Below are 16,034 nucleotides of genomic sequence, written 5' to 3' on the forward strand. Positions count from 1 at the left end.
CCCCACGCGGGGTCCCGGCCTTTCGTTTGGTGGGCCAGGGTCCCCGGCGGATGAGAGCCCAGCGGACCCGGATACGGCACGTCGGAGAACGCTGCGCTCGCAGCGCTGCTCCTCCGCACCGCTTGATTCCGGCCTGCCGGCCGGTAGATTCAGGCTTCCTGCGGGTGTAGCTCAGTTGGTAGAGCATCAGCTTCCCAAGCTGAGGGTCGCCGGTTCGAATCCGGTCGCCCGCTTGTCTGTAAGTGCTGACGTAGCATAGTGTTGTCGAATAAGACTGCCACGGTAGGCGAGTCGGGTGTCAGAGTGTGGGTGACAAACCAGAGACTGCGGGGGTTCCGAGCCAGTCGCCGGTTGAGCGCGTCAGCGATCGACTCGATGCTGACCTCTTCGTGGCGTCGTGCCCGATGTCGCGAGCCACGGCGGAGCGCCTAATAGGGGTTTGGGCGGACGCCCAGCACCGACCGAACTGCGGGCTGATCCTGACCACGGATGGCGGTGACGCCGCGGCCGCCTACCTGATCGCCCGTTTCCTGAAGAGGGCCTACGAGCGGTTCACACTCTATGTGTTTGGCCGATGCAAGAGCGCGGGCACGCTCGTTGCGCTTGGAGCCGACGAGATCGTGATGTCCGCGCACGGGGAGTTGGGGCCTCTCGATGTCCAGATGGTCAAGGACGATGAACTGGCTCGGTTCGGTTCAGGGGCTGACTACTCACAAGCGGTCAGCTACATGTTGACGAGTGCGTTCGCGGCCTGGGAGAACAACTTCCTGGCCATCGTCAATCGCTCGGTCGGCCAGATCTCGACGCGAACCGCGGCGGATATCGCGACGCAGTTCGTGTCAAACCTCTTCCAGCCGATGATGGCGCAGCTCGACCCCCTGAAGCTGAGCGAGGCCTACCGAGCGAACTCGATAGGCTTGGAGTATGGCACCCGCCTCGGCGCTTCGGCTGAAACGGTTGACCGCCTTGTTTCGGACTATCCTGACCATGGCTTCGTTATCGATATCGAGGAGGCTCAAGAGCTGTTCCGTTGCGTGAGGACCCCGGAGGTCGACGAGCTCGAGCTGGAGGAGTACGTCCGGCGCGGGCTTTCGAAACGTCTGGGGTCCGAGCATCTTCGAGTTCCCGGCGAGAAGCCAGTTCTGGCGTGTCTTACGCCGGCATCCCAGCCTCCAGAGGAGACGTCGGATGGAAGTTCATCAGGGGAAGAACAAGAAACTCAAGGACTCGATGTCCCGTCAGTACGCGAAGGCGGGAACGGTCGTGACCAAGCTGAGCTCAGCTCGGTTCAAGAAGGACTACCAGGCGATCACGCGTACCGGGGCGATGGGGAAGGAGTTGACCTCGGGCCGCTACAGTGAACGGCGTTTGTCCGACCAGAGCACGACCCGAATCTTCTGACAGACGCGCCTGACGGTGGCTCGGCCCAGGCGCACCGTCTCCGCCAGCACACGTCTTTCCCTCTACAAGGCATTCTCGCACAAGTGCGCGATCTGCGGCAGGTCGGAGCCGTCCCACGTCCACCACATCGATGGTGATCCTTCGAACGGGGATCTGCTCAATCTGATTCCACTCTGCGCGAACTGCCACTTGCAGGACCAGCACGACCCCACCCGCGCGATTGAGCCAGGGATTCTCCGCCTCTTCCGGGTCCACCGAGACCCGGTCTTGCTTGCCTCCCAGTTCCAGCCGCTGTTTCGGAGAGCGGAGTTCCTGATCAGTCTCCAGGAAGGAGGTGAGGTGGACGATATGGCGAAGAGGAAGAAGGAACTCATCTCCTTCGTGGAGGTGCTGGAGATGGGGAGCTACTACGGCCAACGGATCGACGAGCTGTTCGGACGCTTCGGGGGGGTGTGGGTTGTAGACGATCCGGACAACGAACGGAAGCTGGCCGAGGACCTCCAGCGGCGCCTCCAGAGAGCGCGCGAGAATGCGGGCGAGATTCTGGCCTTGGTCGTTGAACTCGTCAGGTTTCAGCCTTGGGGTACGCGCTGACTCCCACGAAACGGGGAGTATTCGACGACCTCGGCGCGGTGCCGGACGTGCCCAAGGTGGCCGTAGATCCGATCGACCAGGGATTGCCCGCCATGCCCCAGCTCGCGTGAGACGGTGAAGGGCGAGACTGGAGCCCCCCCGTCCAGCGTTTGCAGTCGAGCAGCGCAGTAAGTGTGTCTGAAGATCCGCGTCCGAACGTCGCCTTCCTGAAGGCCGGAACGCAGCGCCAACTGATCCAGCCCCCTCCGCACGTTGTCGAGCATGCGCTCCGCGCCGGGGCGCGAAGACGGGAAGAGTAGCGTGCCTCTCAGTGGATCCGTCGTCTCACGGTGCGCGAAGTACTGGCGCAGGATCTCCTCGAGCTGAGGCCACAGGGGCACCACCCGGGCAGAGGTGGCCGTCTTCAGCCGCCGCCAACGGTTCGGCCGGAACGTGACGGTTTTCCGTGCGAACGAGATGTCCTCGATCTCGAGGCCCAGGACCTCCGCCTTCCTGCCCCCGGTGAGGAGGAAGGTCCCGACCAGCGCGTAGAGGTACAGGAATGGGTGAGGCCCGATCGCACCGCCCTGGCCCCTGCCTCGAAAGACCGTCGCCGGCCGCTGGGTGCGCGCCGCTTCGAGGAGCCGAGCCGCGTCGTGCACCTCCAGCCAGCGTGCCTCCCGCCGCACGGCCACTGGTTTCTCGAGCATCGCCGCAACCGGGTTGAACCCGAGCGGGACCGCTCCCTCCGCCTGTGCACGTCGGTAGAGGTTGCTGAGGGTATTCAGGTACTTCCGCACCGATCCGGGCGACAGCGTCCCGCCGCGACCGTTGGATCGCCGCTGAAGCAGGGCAGCGTAGTCGTTCAGGTCGCGTACCTGGATGGTGTGGAGCGGGCGGCGGGGGCCGAAGAACTCGACGGCGCGCTCGAGGTGTCCCTGGGCCTGGACCAACCAACCCTCCACGGTCCGTCCCGCCTCGGCCTTCCGGTAGAGGTGGTGGGCGGCGTAGGCCTCGAGCTCGGCGACCTCCCGGATCCCGTGACTGATCTTCAGGAGCTCGCGCTCCGCCTTCTCTGCCTCGGCATCCTTCCGGACGGCGGAGGAGGAGGGGGCCGCCTGTCGGAGGGCCCGCGCGCGTTCCGCCGCGAGGGCCTCCGCAACCTCGCGGTTGGTGGTTGCGGTCCGCTCGCCGGGGGCGATCAGCGGCTCCCGACGCCCGTTCAGGTCGCGGAAGTCCCCCCAGAAGCGGGTGAGGCCATTCCGGGTGCGGGCGTAGACCCGCGACGCTCTGCGCCTTGCCATCGTCGCCTACACCAGTCGGAGGTCCGGGCGCCAGTCCGCGGCCGGCCGCTCGGAATCATCGCCGTGGGCGGAGTGGAGTCGGAGCCGATCCTGGTTCCATGCGATCGCACCGATGGCCTCTGGTCCGAACGGGATCGACACGACCACCGGCGAGCGGTTACGAAGGACCACGCTCAAGACGTCGCCGGGTTCTACCCGAAGGGCATCGATCCTTGCGGTGGCGACGAAGGTGTAGCGGGTATCCGGGTCCGGGCAGAAGGGTGCCGTCGGTGCATCCACTTCCTTCGGACGGCTACGGTTGCTCGCCAGATGGCGATGTGCTCGGACCGTCTGTCGGTCTGGAAGGCGACTCACGGCTGACACGTGCAGCTCCCAGGCACCGGAGGGTCCCTTGCGAGCCCCCGGGCCCCCCGCTTCTGAGAGTTTCGACTGCGTGAGCTCGACGCAGCGACGTCGGAGGACGCGGCGGGGCAAACCCGTGCGCGATTCCACTTCTGAGAGGGGCAACCACCGAGGTGCATGCTGGCCGAGCACTTCGCTCAGCTCGTCCGCCGCCGTGACGAGAACGCGGGCGAGCTCGACGTGTCGATCCTCCAGGACGCTCGCCGCACCCCTCCATGTCCGGATCTGCTCCTCCAATGCCCTGGCTAGCTCGCAGTCCAAACGGCTTGCTACCGGAACACCGCCACCCCTCACGACCGATCCCATTCTCAGCGTCCCCCGCCGTCGTCATTGGGATCCTGGGCGAGCCGCTCCGCCAGCTGGTCGATCGAGTCGTCGCCGAGCACCGGCGCAGTTCCGGGCTTCCGCCCGATACGTTCCAGAGCGCTGACGTGTAGCTCCCACCGTGGCGCCATTCGCGCGAGTGGCGTCGTCGTCCCCGGTACCACCTCGCCTGCGAGCTCGGCGAAGCGGCGGCGGAGAGTCTTCCGGGCCCAGCCGGTCCGCGCCTGGACTGTTGAGAGGGGAATCCACGTCGGGGCCGTGTCGTCGAGGATCCGCCGGAGCTCCACCCGACAGCGGTCCAGCACCTCGGCCGATCCAGAGCCGTACTTCCGAAGCCGAGTAGCATCCGCGGCCCATGCGTCGGTGAGCTCCATCATCGCGTCCCGCATTGCCATTGAGCCGGCGAACCTGTCCATCCCGTGCCTCCCTGCTTCCCAAGGGTGACCGTAAAGAGCTAGTTTACGCTAGTCGGGCCCAACGGAATGTCAATAGGACGTTTACGGATGGACTTCAAGCAGGCGACGGACATCTTGCTCGAGTACGGGGTCACCCTCCCGGAAATCGCTGAGGCGCTTGGGATTGCGGCCCAGACGGCCCGGCAGGCTCGGCTCGATCCGAGCACCGAAGGATTCCGCCGGCCACCCGCTGAGTGGCGCGAGGCGCTCGCGGTGCTCGCCGAAGAGAAGTCCCAGCGGGCCGCGGCGGACCTGGAGGGCCTCGTCTTCCTCCTTCGCGCGCCCGATGTCCCCGACTTCGACTTCGAGCATGAGGGCCGGCGCTTCCACGCGAGTTGCGCTGCAGGTACCGGTCTTCATCAGCCGCCCACCTGGTCAGTCACCGTCGACGGGAAGCCGAGCTCCATAAGCTTCCGGGGTCGGTACGACGACGAGCGGGCGGAGGTGCAGGAGCGGATCATCCGGCTCTGGGAGGCGTCACCCCGCCTCACTTGAGGCCCCCCGCCGGGCCCGCGCATCGCGAGCTGCCGCCTTTCGATCCCTACCGTCTGCTTTGCACTCCGGGCACCAGGCCCGGCGGCCCGTTGCTGCGCGGCGCCCGCCAGGAGGGCGGCCGAAGGGCTTTCCGCACCCCGCGCAGACCTCAAGGCCTCCAGACAGGGCCAGGGAGAAGGCCAGGTCCAGAGCAAGGCGACCGAATAGCCCGGAAGCAACCAGTCGGAAGTGCAAGGGGTGTCCGTGACCCCAGCGGAACTCCGGCCGCACGCCTCCTTCTGCGAGCCAGTCGGTCGTCACCACCTCCATCAGCACCCTTCGATCCGTATCGACGGAGCGCCTCCACCACGGAGCTCTCCGATGCCCTGGAAAGACTTCACGCCAGTCGCTGACTTGACCCAGGTGCCCTCGATGGAGGTCGGCGCCGAGACTGACCATCGCCCGCGCGGATCGAGCATACCGTCTCCAGACGTCGAGCGGTTCCTCAAGGCCGGCGTCGCACGCACCGGCGGCAGGCGTCACGGTCCAGCGGCCGTGGGGTCGAGCATGGAGTTGGCAAAGCATCAGCCGCCCATACTCCTCCGAATACCGCTGAAACGATTCAGGCTCCGCGTCCGCTAGACCAATGAACTCTTCCAGTGGGCGGCGGCGCTTGATGCGGAAGTCGCGCCACAGACTTCCTGGTGGTGGGAAGATCAGGCGGGCCTCGGACAACGCCACTCGCTCCGGTACCTGCACCCAATCGTCTTCACTTAGGACCGTTTCGAAGCGAAGTCCCGCGGACCTGGCGCGCGCGATGACCTCAAGGGTCTCGGGAGTCGGTCTCTGACGAATGGGCATGGTATACGCAACGCTATATTGAAGGACTCCTCAAGCTAGCCCATGGGCACGACACTGGTCCAGTACGGCAACCGCTGCTCGGCTCGGTTAACCAAGGAGGTTGGGGGAGTGGCAAGACGGCACGGACAGCTTGTCGCGGCGCGCTTCACGGCAGGAGAGAAGGCCGTCATCGAGCTCGCGGCCCGGATCGCCGGGGTACCGGTCAGCACGTTCATTCGGTCGGTCGCCTTGCCTGCTGCGGAGAAGCGGATCCGCGATGCTCTCGACGCAGGGATCGACATCGAGCCGAGGCCGGTCCGGTGAGTCTGAAAGACCTGCGCGAACTGCTCCGGGCGCTGCCGCCGCAGGCGCAGCTCCCTGTCGGCTGGGTACGGGACCACCTCGAGGCGGAGGAGGTGGCCCCGATAGGGGACCTCTCAGTCGACCAGGTGGCATTGGCGCTCGCCCGCTCCCCTTCGACCATTCGCAGCTGGATCCGGGATGGGCGTCTCCCAGGCGCCTACCGTCTCGGCAGATGCTGGCGGGTGCCCCGCGACGCGCTCTGCGAGATCAGGAGCCGACCCGCCTCAGCGGAGGGCGCGCCCGAAGTAGGAGACACGCTTCGGCTCGATGCCTGGCGGAGGGCAAGGACCGCTACACCATGAGCTCGCGCGGTCAGCTTGAACTCGAAGCCGCAGTGCTCGGTGCCTTCCTGTCATTCGGCGCCGATGAGCTTTCGATCGGTCCAGCGGATGTGGACGCCAGGATCTTCACTTCGTCACACCACCTGGTGGTGCTATCGGCTCTGCGGAGGATGGCCGACCGCGGAAGCCGGATCGATGTGGTGGGTCTGCTCGCCCAACTCGCGGAGGAGGGCCAACTCGAGGCGGCGGGTGGTGCCGCATGCCTCGCCGGCCTCTTGGACATCGTGCCAACGCCCCTTCACCTCGCTGACCACCTCGCAGCCCTCAGGCGCCGGGCGCAACGGCGGAGGGTGCAGGACCTGCTCCGGGAGTGTCTCTCAGGGATCGAGGAAGCCGAGGAGCCGCTTGAGGACGTCGTGCACGGTATCGAGACCGGCCTGGCCTCGCTGCACCTCGACACCGGGGGGGCGGCGATCCTCAGTCTTGCCGAGATCCTGGAGGACCCCGACGTCCTTTCCGCTCCGACTCCCGTGGTGCCGAACCTGGCATGGGAAGGGCGCGTCACGCTTCTGGCAGCGCGCGAGAAGGACGGCAAGTCGACTCTGGCTGGGGCTGCGGCGGCGGCCAAGAGCGGAGGTCATCGCTTTCTCGGCTCCCCGCTCGCTCCCGGAGTGGTCCTGTACTTGGGGCTGGAGGAGCACGTAGGGGACTTCGCACGACGGATGGTCCAGTTCGGAGCCGACCCTAAGCGCGTGCACCTGCGTCAGTTGGTCACGTCCCCGCTGGCGGACCTCCGTGCTTCGGTGCGCGCAGTTGCCCCGGCCCTCGTGGTCCTCGACACGCTCGCGGCCTTTACGGAGTCTCTGGACCTCGATTCGGGATCCGCGGCGGCCTGGACCCCGATCATGACGGGCATCGCCCGGGTTGCGCGGGAGAGCGGCGCAGCCGTGGTGCTCGTCCACCATGGTCGAAAGGGCGGTGACGGATACCGAGACAGCACCGCAATCGGTGCCGGCGTCGATGCGATCCTGACTCTCACCACGGACCAGCAACTCCCTCCGTCGCACCGAGTGCTGACGTCGAAGGGCCGAATGGACTTGCGGCCGCGTTTGACGATTGAGCTCGTCGAGGGGGAGGACGGCGAGCCGTCCTACTTCCGGCTCGCGGAATCGGAGCTCTCCCTGGATGCGCGTATCGTCGCGTTCTTGGAGCACAATCCCGAAAGCAGCCAGAACGCCGTGCGCGAGGGGGTGAGGGCGAAGAACACGGAGGTGGGCGCCGCCATCCGGAGACTCATGGCGGAGGGAGTAGTCACCGACTCAGGAGAGGTGCACCGTGGCCGTAGGCTCAGTGTCTGTCGAGCGGCGGGACCCACCGCGGAATCAGATGGGAACCACAATGGAACCGGTCTCGGGAAGCACCTGATTCCCGACGATTCCCGATCACCGGCGCGGCTGATCACTACACCGGGCTCCGAGGAGCGGCAGGTATCAGCGGGGAACCACTCGGGAATCAAGGTGGGAACCACTTCCGTCGAACCGATTCCCGGGGTGCTTCCCGGGGGGGCCCCAGTAGGGGGGCCCCTGGAAGCAGCGGGCGACACGGCCGCACGACATGCGTTGGAGATCCTCGACGATGAATGAGCGCGATGCTCGCCGAGATCGGGGGAACCGACTCTGCCGAGCGCTCACGGCCCGGATCGTAGACCTGGCGCCGCGAGGCCTCGGCCAGTGGGAGGGCGCGTGGGAGCTGGTCGATCCGCCGAGCGCTGAGTTCATGGCCGCACTTTCGAACTGGGAAGCGTCAGGCACGGCGGAGGCGAAGGAGCGTCTGGCCGCAGCCTTCTCCGAAGTCCTTGCTGCGTGGCGCAACGCAGCAGCTGCCTTCCGGGCGCAGGAGGCCCCCTCGGACGTGCCACCGGAGCGGAGAACATGACGGTAGGTGCCACGTTCGACCTCAAGCGCCTCCGTGAGCCATTCCGCCTCGACCATGTCGAATGGCGCGTGTCCAGGGCGGGGGAGAAGTCGGGGAAGGCGTGGGCCATGGTCATCCCGTACCTCAACGCGCGCGCCATCCAGGATCGGCTGGACGAGGTGTGCGGACCGGAAAACTGGTGCAACGAATACACGGAGGCCCCGGGTGGGGGCGTCCTGTGCGGGATCTCCATTCGCGTCGGCGGCGAGTGGGTGACGAAGTGGGACGGGGCCGATCGCACGGACGTCGAAGCTGTGAAGGGCGGCCTCTCCTCATCGCTGAAGCGGGCCGCGGTGCAGTGGGGGATCGGCCGATACCTGTACGACGTCACTGAGGGGTTCGCGCAGATCAGTGACGCCGGACGGTTCAGCGCTAGCTACCCGGATCCGGCGCACCCGAAGGAAAAGAGCAAGCGGAAGTGGTTTCGGTGGGACCCGCCGACGATGCCCAGTTGGGCGGTGCCCGTTGACGTCCCTGGGCCACCGGAGACGGTGGACCGAGCCACCGGTGAGGTCTTGCCTGGGGGGAAGGCGCCTCCCAGCCCTACTCAGGGCCGGGACGTCGGCCCCCTGCGGGGACGGTACCACGCTCGTCTGGCCGAGCTGGAGCCATCGGCCTGGCGGAAGGAGCTGCTGCGGGAGGCCCTGCAATCCGCTCACCCGGACCTCCCCGACTCCTCGACTCACTGGACCCCCGCGCACTACCAGCTCGCACTCAACCTGCTCGACGCCAAGGGCAGGGGTGCCCTTGAGCGCGCGGTGGCGTGGATGCGGGCGCAGCACGGCGCTCCACCCGAGCTCGCCGATCGTCTCTCCTCCGTTCTCGAGGTGGCGGACCTCAGCGCCGACCAAGCGGAGCGCTCCTTCTGGATTCGGAACAGTGGCGTCGCGCCGTGGATCGAGCGGGAGCTGGACCGCCTTCGCGTAGGATCCGGCCAGCTGGGGGCGCCGGCATCGTGATGGAGGCGAACGGGTGGTCACGGGTCCTTCCCAGCCGATGCACAGTGGGTGACGCGCCAGCGCAAAGCCGCGCTAGCTACAGCCCTCCGAATCGCAGTTCATGTTCATGGCGAGCATGGTGATCACGGAGTGGATCACTGGGGCTGAGCTCGCCCATCGGATTGGCGTCACACCTCGGTGGGTCTACGAACTGATCGGCAGCGGGCTGCCGTGCGACCGGTCCCGGGCCGCCAGGGAAGGGCAGGTGCCCTGGCCGGAGGCGTTGGAATGGTACATCAGATACCGGGCGGAGTGGGAGGCGCGCCGTGCAGCGCCGCGCTCGCTCCAGGAGAGCCGGAGGCGCAAGATCGAGGCGGAGGCCCGGATTGCCCTCATCGAGGCCGACCGAAAGGAGGAGTCCCTGATCCTCCTCGAGCACTCCGACGCGGCGATCGAGCTCCTCCTCGACACGCTCGTTGATCGCCTGGAGCACGCCGCCGCCGAGTGGCCCGCCCACCTCGTCGGATGTGAGACCATCCCCCAGGCCGTCGCCCGACTCCAGCCCCTCTCGGTGCTCCTCGTGCACGATCTACGCGACGCGGTGATGGCGCTGCCCGAGCGGGAAGGGGAATGAGCGCTTCGGGGGCGCTCTACCGGCCGGATGCGTATTGCCCTTCCTGTCGCGCGCCTGTCCGGCTCGGCGTGTCCCGGGAGCTGGTTGGACTCGTCTGCAGGGAGGCGGAGCTTTCGGGAGTACTTCTGAGCGTCACATGCTGTCGGGAAGTCCTGCATGTTACGGCGGACGACATCCGGCGGTCCCGAATGTGGAAAGGCGCCGTTGCGCGGCGTCGATCCAGCGCGTAGAATCGTGCGCAGACAAGACGAAGGCAGTCCTGCCCGGGCACAGAGCCCCGGGGCCAGGGCTGCCTTTTTCGTTTCTGGTACGTGGGGGTCCACCGACGATGCAGGCACCCAGAGGATACTCGCTCCCCAGGGCGATCGCTCGCGCCGCCTCATTCGAGACCGGCAACTCCCTTGAGCTCGAAGTGCACCAGGAGCTGGTCCGGAGCCTCGGCAACACCCCGCGAGGAGGGCTTTGGGTTCCGCTCAGCGCCGCGACACGAGCGCTGAACACCCAGACCCCCACCGAGGGCGCCGAAGCCATCTTCTCTCGACCCCAGACACTCGTCGACACCATGAGAGCGCGGTCGGTAGTCGCGACGCTGGGCGCAAGCGTTGTGTCTGACATGACGGAGAACCTCGCCCTGGTCACGAAGACCGCGCCCACCCCGGCCGTTTGGGTCCCGGAGAACTCCCTGACCCCCGTAGCGGACGGCGATGCCTCCTTCGATAGGGTGGTGGCACCCCCGCGCACGCTGATGGCGAGCACAGTGATCACCATGCAGCTGCTGAAGGCCAGCTCTCTGAGCGAGGATGTCGCGTCGATGATCGAGCGCGACATCGCCGATTCCTTTGCCCTCGCTTGGGACCAGGCCGCAATCTCGGGAGACGGCGCCGCAGACGATCCGGTGGGCATCTTGAACCGACCCGGGATGCAGACCGTCGCGATCGGGGCCAACGGGGGGCCCCCGACGTGGGACCACGTCGTCGACCTCGAGGCAGCGGTAGCGGAAGCGAACGCCGACGTCGAAGACGGGACCCTCGGGTACGCGACTACCCCTGGGGTCCGCCAGTTCCTCAAGAAGACTGAGCGTTTCACGGGTGCCGGCCCCATCTGGGACGGGAAGGGGATGAACGGCCACCCAGGGTTGGTGTCGAAGGTGATTCCCGAGAATCTCGCAAAGGGGACCGGTTCAGGCCTTCACGCGCTGATCTTCGGACGGTGGAGCGAACTCGTCATCGCCCTGTGGAACGGGGCCGTCGAACTCGTCGTCGATCCCATCACAATGAGTCGCCGCGGCCTGGTCGAGATCGTGGGGTTCGCCCTCGCGACGGTGGAGTTCAGGCACGAAGAGTCATTCTCGGCGGTCGTTGACGCCGCGGTCTGAGCAGCCATGGCCACCCGTAGGGTTCAGTTCCAGTACACAGCGAGCGACACGGGCTTCCAGGCCGTGTCGAAGCGCGTGGGCAGCAGCCTGGACGGCCTGTCCCGGCGGGGGCTGAACCTCACCAACCTCTTCAAGCTCGGCGCCGGCACGTTCGCGCTGGCCCAGGTGGGTCAGGGGGTTGGAGCCCTTGCCAGTTCCTTGGTCAACGCGTTCAAGGAGCAGGAGGACTCCGTCGCGAGCCTGAACGCGGCGCTCCAGGCAACGGGGAAGACCGGGCGGAGCGCCTTCGCCGAACTCAACGCCGAAGCGTCTCGTCTGCAGCGTATCACCCGCGCGGGGGACGAGGCGATTCTAAAGGCCTCCGCTTCGCTGGCAACGCTGGTGCCGTCCCTGGATGTGGCTGGTCTGAAGAACGCCCAAACGGCCCTGGTGGCGCTGGCGGACACGTTCTTCGACGGCAATCTCGACACAGCAGCGCTGCAACTCGGGAAGACGCTCGGTTCGACGACCAACGCGCTTGCCAGGTACGGAATCCAGATCGAGAACAGCACCGCGCCGGCGTCGGAGAAGCTGGCGGAGATCCTGGGCGACGCCAAACTGAAGGGCGCTTTCGAGGTCGCGCAGGCCCGCGCACAGACCTTTGGCGGATCGCTCGTCCAGCTCACCAACGCCCAGGGCGATCTCCGCGAATCACTGGCGAGCGTGGTGGTCGAGGCCTTTGACTGGACCAGGCTCAACCAGCGACTGACGGCCCGGATTCAGAGCCTCACCACCTCGATGGAGGAGAACCGTGGGAAGTGGGTGGCCTGGGGGCAGGTGGTTGCGGCTTGGACCGCTGGAGTCGCGTCGTCCTTCAGGTTGATCGGACGCACGGCATTCAACCTGGTGACGATCCTTGGTCGCGTCGGCTTTGCGTTGGGGTCGCTTGCGCAGCGGGACTTCGCCGGAGTCCGCGCCGCGGTCGCCGGCATTCGAACCGACTTCGGCGACATCAACGACGCCGTAGGTGACTACAGCCGCAAACTGATCCAGTACTACAACAGCTTCTTCTTGGCGACGCAGGGTATCAACACCTCAGGAGAGAAGGCGGCTGAGGCGGCAGGAGCCATTCGCGGTCTGAGTGCGGCTGCGAGCGAGGTGGGAGCTCCCGGCCCCCTCCAGAAGCTGAATCAGGCACTCGATGGTGTGGTGGCCCGCTTCCGCCTGTGGGGCGCTGAGATCGACGTCGTGGCAGAGAAGCGGAAGCTGCTCCGTGCGGAGATCGACCGGCAGCTGGCCGAAGGCGCGACGCTCGCGGCCGTGCAGCCGCTCATTGAACAACTCCGGGCGGTGCGCGGGGAGTGGGAGCTCGGGGTGGCGGGCGCGGCCGCCTTCCGCCAGGAACTGCTCCTCCAGGGAGCTGCCGGCGCGCAACTGGTTCCGGGCCTCAGTGCGGTGAAGACGGGCATCGCCAGAACGAAAGCGGAGGTGCTCTCGCTGCGGGACGCCCTCGAGCGCGGCCTCGTCAACAGCGTGAACAGCTTCTCGTCCGCCTTCCTGGTGAGCCTGGACCGGATCGAGTTCCGGTTCGGTCAGTTCGTCGACTCATTGCTGTCTCAGCTGTCCAGGGCCTTCTCAGGGGCGCTCTTCACCAAGCTGATCGGGCTCGCGTTCGGGACGCAGACGGCGGGGTTCGGATCGCTCTTCCTCTCAGGGCTCGGACTGACGCAGGGGAAGGACCGGGGGTTCCTAGCGGCGGCCGCCGCAGCACCCACCGGCACACCCGCTACGGTTCGCGTGCATATGGACGTTAGCGGACTTCCTCGGTCCCTCGACCCCAGACAGGCTGCTCGCGACGGCGCCCTCATCCAGCTGGTGATCGGTGCAGTGAACCACGGCCTGGCCAACGGATACCGGATCGGCAAGCGCCTATGAACCGGCCGGCTTCAACCCTTGCAGACAAGGTGTGACAATGATCGAGCGCAAACGCTGTGCGGCACTCGTGGAGCTGGCTCAGTCCGCCGGCCTTCCGGAGATGGCTCAGCGGTGGGTAGAGCAGGGGACGTCCCTCCCGGCCGCACGCAGCTGGGTCCAAGCCCGGCTGGGGGCACCTGTTCGTGACCTGGTGCCGCTGACCGCGAAGGAGAAGGACGCCTACAGTCTCGAACGTGCGATTCTGCAGCTTGCCGGCGAAGAGCCGCCCGGGCTGGAGACCGACGTCAGCGACGCGCTCCGGGGGGTCTTGAAGGATGAAGTACGGCTTCGGGGTGGCCTTCTCCTTCCCTCAAAGCTGCTCGCCCGCGCGCTCTCCACCAACACCCCGACGGCGGGGGCTGAGACCGTCTTCCCGGAGTACGCCGGCTTCCTCGACATGCTCCGCACGCGGGCGCTGGTGCTCAGCCTCGGGGCTCAGACGCGTGAGGACCTAGTCGGCAATCCTACCTTCGTGAAGCAGACAGGTGACCCCACCGCCACCTGGGTTGCGGAGAATCCCGGGTCCGACGTTGTCAGCAGCCAGCCGAGCTTCACTGTCGTGCAGCTGACGCCGAAGACCCTGATGGCCAACGTCCAGTACACCCGCCAAGAGCTCAGGCAAGCGGTAGAGGAAATGCAGCCCCTCGTGGAGCGCAGCCTGATCGCCCGCCATGCGCGCGCGATCGACCTCGCCGCCCTCCACGGCACTGGGGCTGGCAACGAGCCCGCGGGCATCACTGCCACCACCGGAGTCAACGCCGTTCCGATGGGCGGCGCTATCAGCTTCCCCGGGGTCGTGGCTCTCGAGACTGCCGTTGCCTCGGATGACGCTGACCTCGGTGAGATGGCCTACCTGATGACGCCTGAGGTTCGAGGACGAGCGAAGACCACCGAGGTCTTCTCTGGTAGCAACGGGCGGCCGATTTGGACGGGCTCCGGCGAGTTGGGGGAGGTCAACGGGTACCGTGCGGCGGTGTCCAACCAGGTGGCGAAGAACCTGGGAGGCGGGTCCAACGAGCACGGCATCATCTTCGGAGTCTGGAGCAAGCTGGTGATCGGCGACTGGGGTGTCATCGAACTCATCGTGGACGAGCTCACCCTCAAGAAGCGGGGTATCATCGAGGTGACGTCCTTCCAGATGGCTGACATTCAGTTCGAGTATCCGGAGGCCTTCGCCTTCGGGACTGGACTCACCGTGTAAGACGTGGACGCACAGACGCCAGTTTCCCCGCGACCAGTTGGAGAGATCCTCTACACGCGCTACCTCGTGCCATTGAACGTGAGCCCCGCAGAATTGGCTGTCGGTGCTGGTCTATCTGAGAAGCGCGTCCTGAGCGTGGTCCGTCATCACCAGAGAATCAACGCGTCCTTCGCCTTTCGTCTTGAGCGCTTCCTCGGGACTCCATCCTCGCAATGGATGCTCCGCCAGATTCAGCACGATACCTACTGGGCGCGGCACGCGCTGACCGGCGTGCTTTCGACGATCGAGAGAGACATCTCCGCATCCTGCAAGGTTCGACACCTGCTCGCCGGCCCGCGCTTGGCCGGTCGCTGCCCACAAGACATTCTTGCCGAGGCCCTGCGGATGCTCGACCTTTCCGAGCAGGATCTGGCGGATTCGCTTGGGCTACGCGTCACTGCTGTGCATTGCGTGGTGTCTCGGCGTGAGCCGATGACCTCCAACGTAGCCGTGCGTCTCGAGCAGCTGTGGGAAGTTCCGGGGGAGTGGTGGCTCGAACGCCAGGCGGCTTGCGACCTCGCCTCCGCGGCGGCACGGCTGGCGCCTGGCGACTCACGGGACCCTGTGGCCCGCTACCGAGGTCAGTTGCGTCCCGCCCGCGAAGAAGTGCCCAGTGGGCCAACCGCGGCGGTGCCTAAGCACTGAGTTTGTTGGGACCCCTTCAACGGGACGCCTCCTGGTCGGGGTCCTCGACGGGAACCAGAATCATCACCAAGGCGCCGTCAACGTCTCGTTCGACCTTGCTTACGGGGAGCGCTGACCAACGCTCCTTTCCTTCCTCCCCTGGCCCTTTCAGAAGCACCCACCCGGCGTCAGGCACGCTTGCCGGCATCTCCCATCGGAGGCACCCGTATACTACCTCGAGGCGTCTTGGAGCTTCCCACGGGGTCAACCGAGCATCGTAGAAGCCGTTGCGGACCCTCCCCGCTGGATTCTTGAGTTCCTCTAAGCGCAACAGCCACCATCGTGTGGCGTCGGTGTCCACGACCTCCACGTCGGTCACGACATACCGCTCCCAGGCGTCTGGATCCGAATCGAATTCGTCTCGAATGTCCACGGTCCGCGGACGCACATTGAAGGCAACCCAGAGGGTGTCGTCGATGAGCTTTACTCCGCGGTGCGCCGGATCTACTCCGTCGAATCTTACTTCCTTCAGGTCCACCATCTGGAGCCTCCGAGCAAGCTACCCGCTACCATGGGACGAGAATGGGCTCGGAGCAGCCCAGGGGCCACCTCCCGCCCGTCACTCCGTTGCCGGGTGACAAACCGCGGGTGCCAAACACCCTGCTGCTACCCGCTGCTGGACTGTCGCCCACGCGCGTGAAACCCAGCAAATACGCCATTTCAGCGGTGAGCAGCGACAGTCGGACCCGCTTCCCAAGCTGAGGGTCGCCGGTTCGAATCCGGTCGCCCGCTTCGGGACCTTGTGACGGCCCTTCTCCCGGCGGCTTTGCCAGGAGGAGGGCCGTTCGCACGTTCGTCAGGGTTCCCCCCACGTCCGGG

General features: G+C 66.4%; 16 protein-coding genes and 1 tRNA gene. 13 read left to right on the plus strand and 4 right to left on the minus strand.

What is annotated here, in order from left to right; genetic code table 11:
- The first annotated feature begins 160 nt into the window (after positions 1 to 160).
- From R3E10_02650 to R3E10_02660, 3 genes are all read left to right on the plus strand, one after another.
- Positions 161 to 233 (plus strand) — tRNA-Gly (locus tag R3E10_02650).
- Positions 234 to 305: 72 nt separating this feature from the next.
- Positions 306 to 1,361, plus strand: a complete 1,056-nt coding sequence (locus R3E10_02655; GenBank protein ID MEZ4414626.1) for a hypothetical protein — start codon at positions 306 to 308, stop codon at positions 1,359 to 1,361.
- 229 nt (positions 1,362 to 1,590) lie between these two features.
- Positions 1,591 to 1,995: a hypothetical protein gene (locus R3E10_02660; GenBank protein ID MEZ4414627.1), complete on the plus strand. Its 405-nt coding sequence runs from the start codon at positions 1,591 to 1,593 to the stop codon at positions 1,993 to 1,995.
- Here the strand turns inward: R3E10_02660 and R3E10_02665 are convergent.
- The 3 genes from R3E10_02665 to R3E10_02675 all read right to left on the minus strand — a co-directional run bounded on the left by R3E10_02665 (position 1,974) and on the right by R3E10_02675 (position 4,420).
- Positions 1,974 to 3,278: a site-specific integrase gene (locus R3E10_02665; GenBank protein ID MEZ4414628.1), complete on the minus strand. Its 1,305-nt coding sequence runs from the start codon at positions 3,276 to 3,278 to the stop codon at positions 1,974 to 1,976. The two genes, R3E10_02660 and R3E10_02665, sit on opposite strands and share 22 nt — an antisense overlap.
- Before the next feature lie 6 nt (positions 3,279 to 3,284).
- Positions 3,285 to 3,632: a hypothetical protein gene (locus tag R3E10_02670; GenBank protein MEZ4414629.1), complete on the minus strand. Its 348-nt coding sequence runs from the start codon at positions 3,630 to 3,632 to the stop codon at positions 3,285 to 3,287.
- Between the two features lie 356 nt (positions 3,633 to 3,988).
- Positions 3,989 to 4,420: a hypothetical protein gene (locus R3E10_02675; protein MEZ4414630.1), complete on the minus strand. Its 432-nt coding sequence runs from the start codon at positions 4,418 to 4,420 to the stop codon at positions 3,989 to 3,991.
- An 87-nt stretch (positions 4,421 to 4,507) separates the two neighbouring features.
- On the opposite strand from R3E10_02675, the gene R3E10_02680 reads away from it, so the two are divergent.
- The 10 genes from R3E10_02680 to R3E10_02725 all read left to right on the plus strand — a co-directional run bounded on the left by R3E10_02680 (position 4,508) and on the right by R3E10_02725 (position 15,176).
- Complete coding sequence (locus tag R3E10_02680) at positions 4,508 to 4,954, plus strand: hypothetical protein (GenBank protein MEZ4414631.1); 447 nt, start codon at positions 4,508 to 4,510, stop codon at positions 4,952 to 4,954.
- Positions 4,955 to 5,902: 948 nt separating this feature from the next.
- Positions 5,903 to 6,097, plus strand: a complete 195-nt coding sequence (locus R3E10_02685; protein ID MEZ4414632.1) for a DUF1778 domain-containing protein — start codon at positions 5,903 to 5,905, stop codon at positions 6,095 to 6,097.
- A 337-nt stretch (positions 6,098 to 6,434) separates the two neighbouring features.
- The gene (locus tag R3E10_02690; protein ID MEZ4414633.1) at positions 6,435 to 8,060 is read left to right on the plus strand and encodes an AAA family ATPase; all 1,626 of its coding nucleotides are present in this window, start codon (positions 6,435 to 6,437) and stop codon (positions 8,058 to 8,060) included.
- Positions 8,053 to 8,352 (plus strand): hypothetical protein, encoded by a 300-nt coding sequence (locus R3E10_02695; GenBank protein ID MEZ4414634.1) that lies wholly within the window; start codon positions 8,053 to 8,055, stop codon positions 8,350 to 8,352. Before R3E10_02690 ends, R3E10_02695 begins: the two co-directional genes overlap by 8 nt.
- Entirely contained in the window at positions 8,349 to 9,350 is a 1,002-nt protein-coding gene (locus R3E10_02700) for a Rad52/Rad22 family DNA repair protein (GenBank protein ID MEZ4414635.1), read from the plus strand. Before R3E10_02695 ends, R3E10_02700 begins: the two co-directional genes overlap by 4 nt.
- A gap of 100 nt (positions 9,351 to 9,450) precedes the next feature.
- The gene (locus tag R3E10_02705) at positions 9,451 to 9,963 is read left to right on the plus strand and encodes a hypothetical protein (protein MEZ4414636.1); all 513 of its coding nucleotides are present in this window, start codon (positions 9,451 to 9,453) and stop codon (positions 9,961 to 9,963) included.
- A gap of 328 nt (positions 9,964 to 10,291) precedes the next feature.
- The gene (locus tag R3E10_02710) at positions 10,292 to 11,338 is read left to right on the plus strand and encodes a phage major capsid protein (protein ID MEZ4414637.1); all 1,047 of its coding nucleotides are present in this window, start codon (positions 10,292 to 10,294) and stop codon (positions 11,336 to 11,338) included.
- Between the two features lie 6 nt (positions 11,339 to 11,344).
- Complete coding sequence (locus tag R3E10_02715; GenBank protein ID MEZ4414638.1) at positions 11,345 to 13,252, plus strand: hypothetical protein; 1,908 nt, start codon at positions 11,345 to 11,347, stop codon at positions 13,250 to 13,252.
- 37 nt (positions 13,253 to 13,289) lie between these two features.
- Complete coding sequence (locus R3E10_02720; protein MEZ4414639.1) at positions 13,290 to 14,492, plus strand: phage major capsid protein; 1,203 nt, start codon at positions 13,290 to 13,292, stop codon at positions 14,490 to 14,492.
- 3 nt (positions 14,493 to 14,495) lie between these two features.
- Positions 14,496 to 15,176: a hypothetical protein gene (locus R3E10_02725; GenBank protein MEZ4414640.1), complete on the plus strand. Its 681-nt coding sequence runs from the start codon at positions 14,496 to 14,498 to the stop codon at positions 15,174 to 15,176.
- Between the two features lie 16 nt (positions 15,177 to 15,192).
- On the opposite strand, the gene R3E10_02730 is transcribed toward R3E10_02725, so the two are convergent.
- A complete protein-coding gene (locus R3E10_02730; protein MEZ4414641.1) occupies positions 15,193 to 15,696 on the minus strand; it encodes a hypothetical protein in 504 nt (167 codons plus the stop codon).
- Positions 15,697 to 16,034 lie beyond the last annotated feature (338 nt).

It is taken from the genome of Gemmatimonadota bacterium (assembly GCA_041390105.1).
Lineage (GTDB): Bacteria > Gemmatimonadota > Gemmatimonadetes > Longimicrobiales > Gaopeijiaceae > JAGQIF01.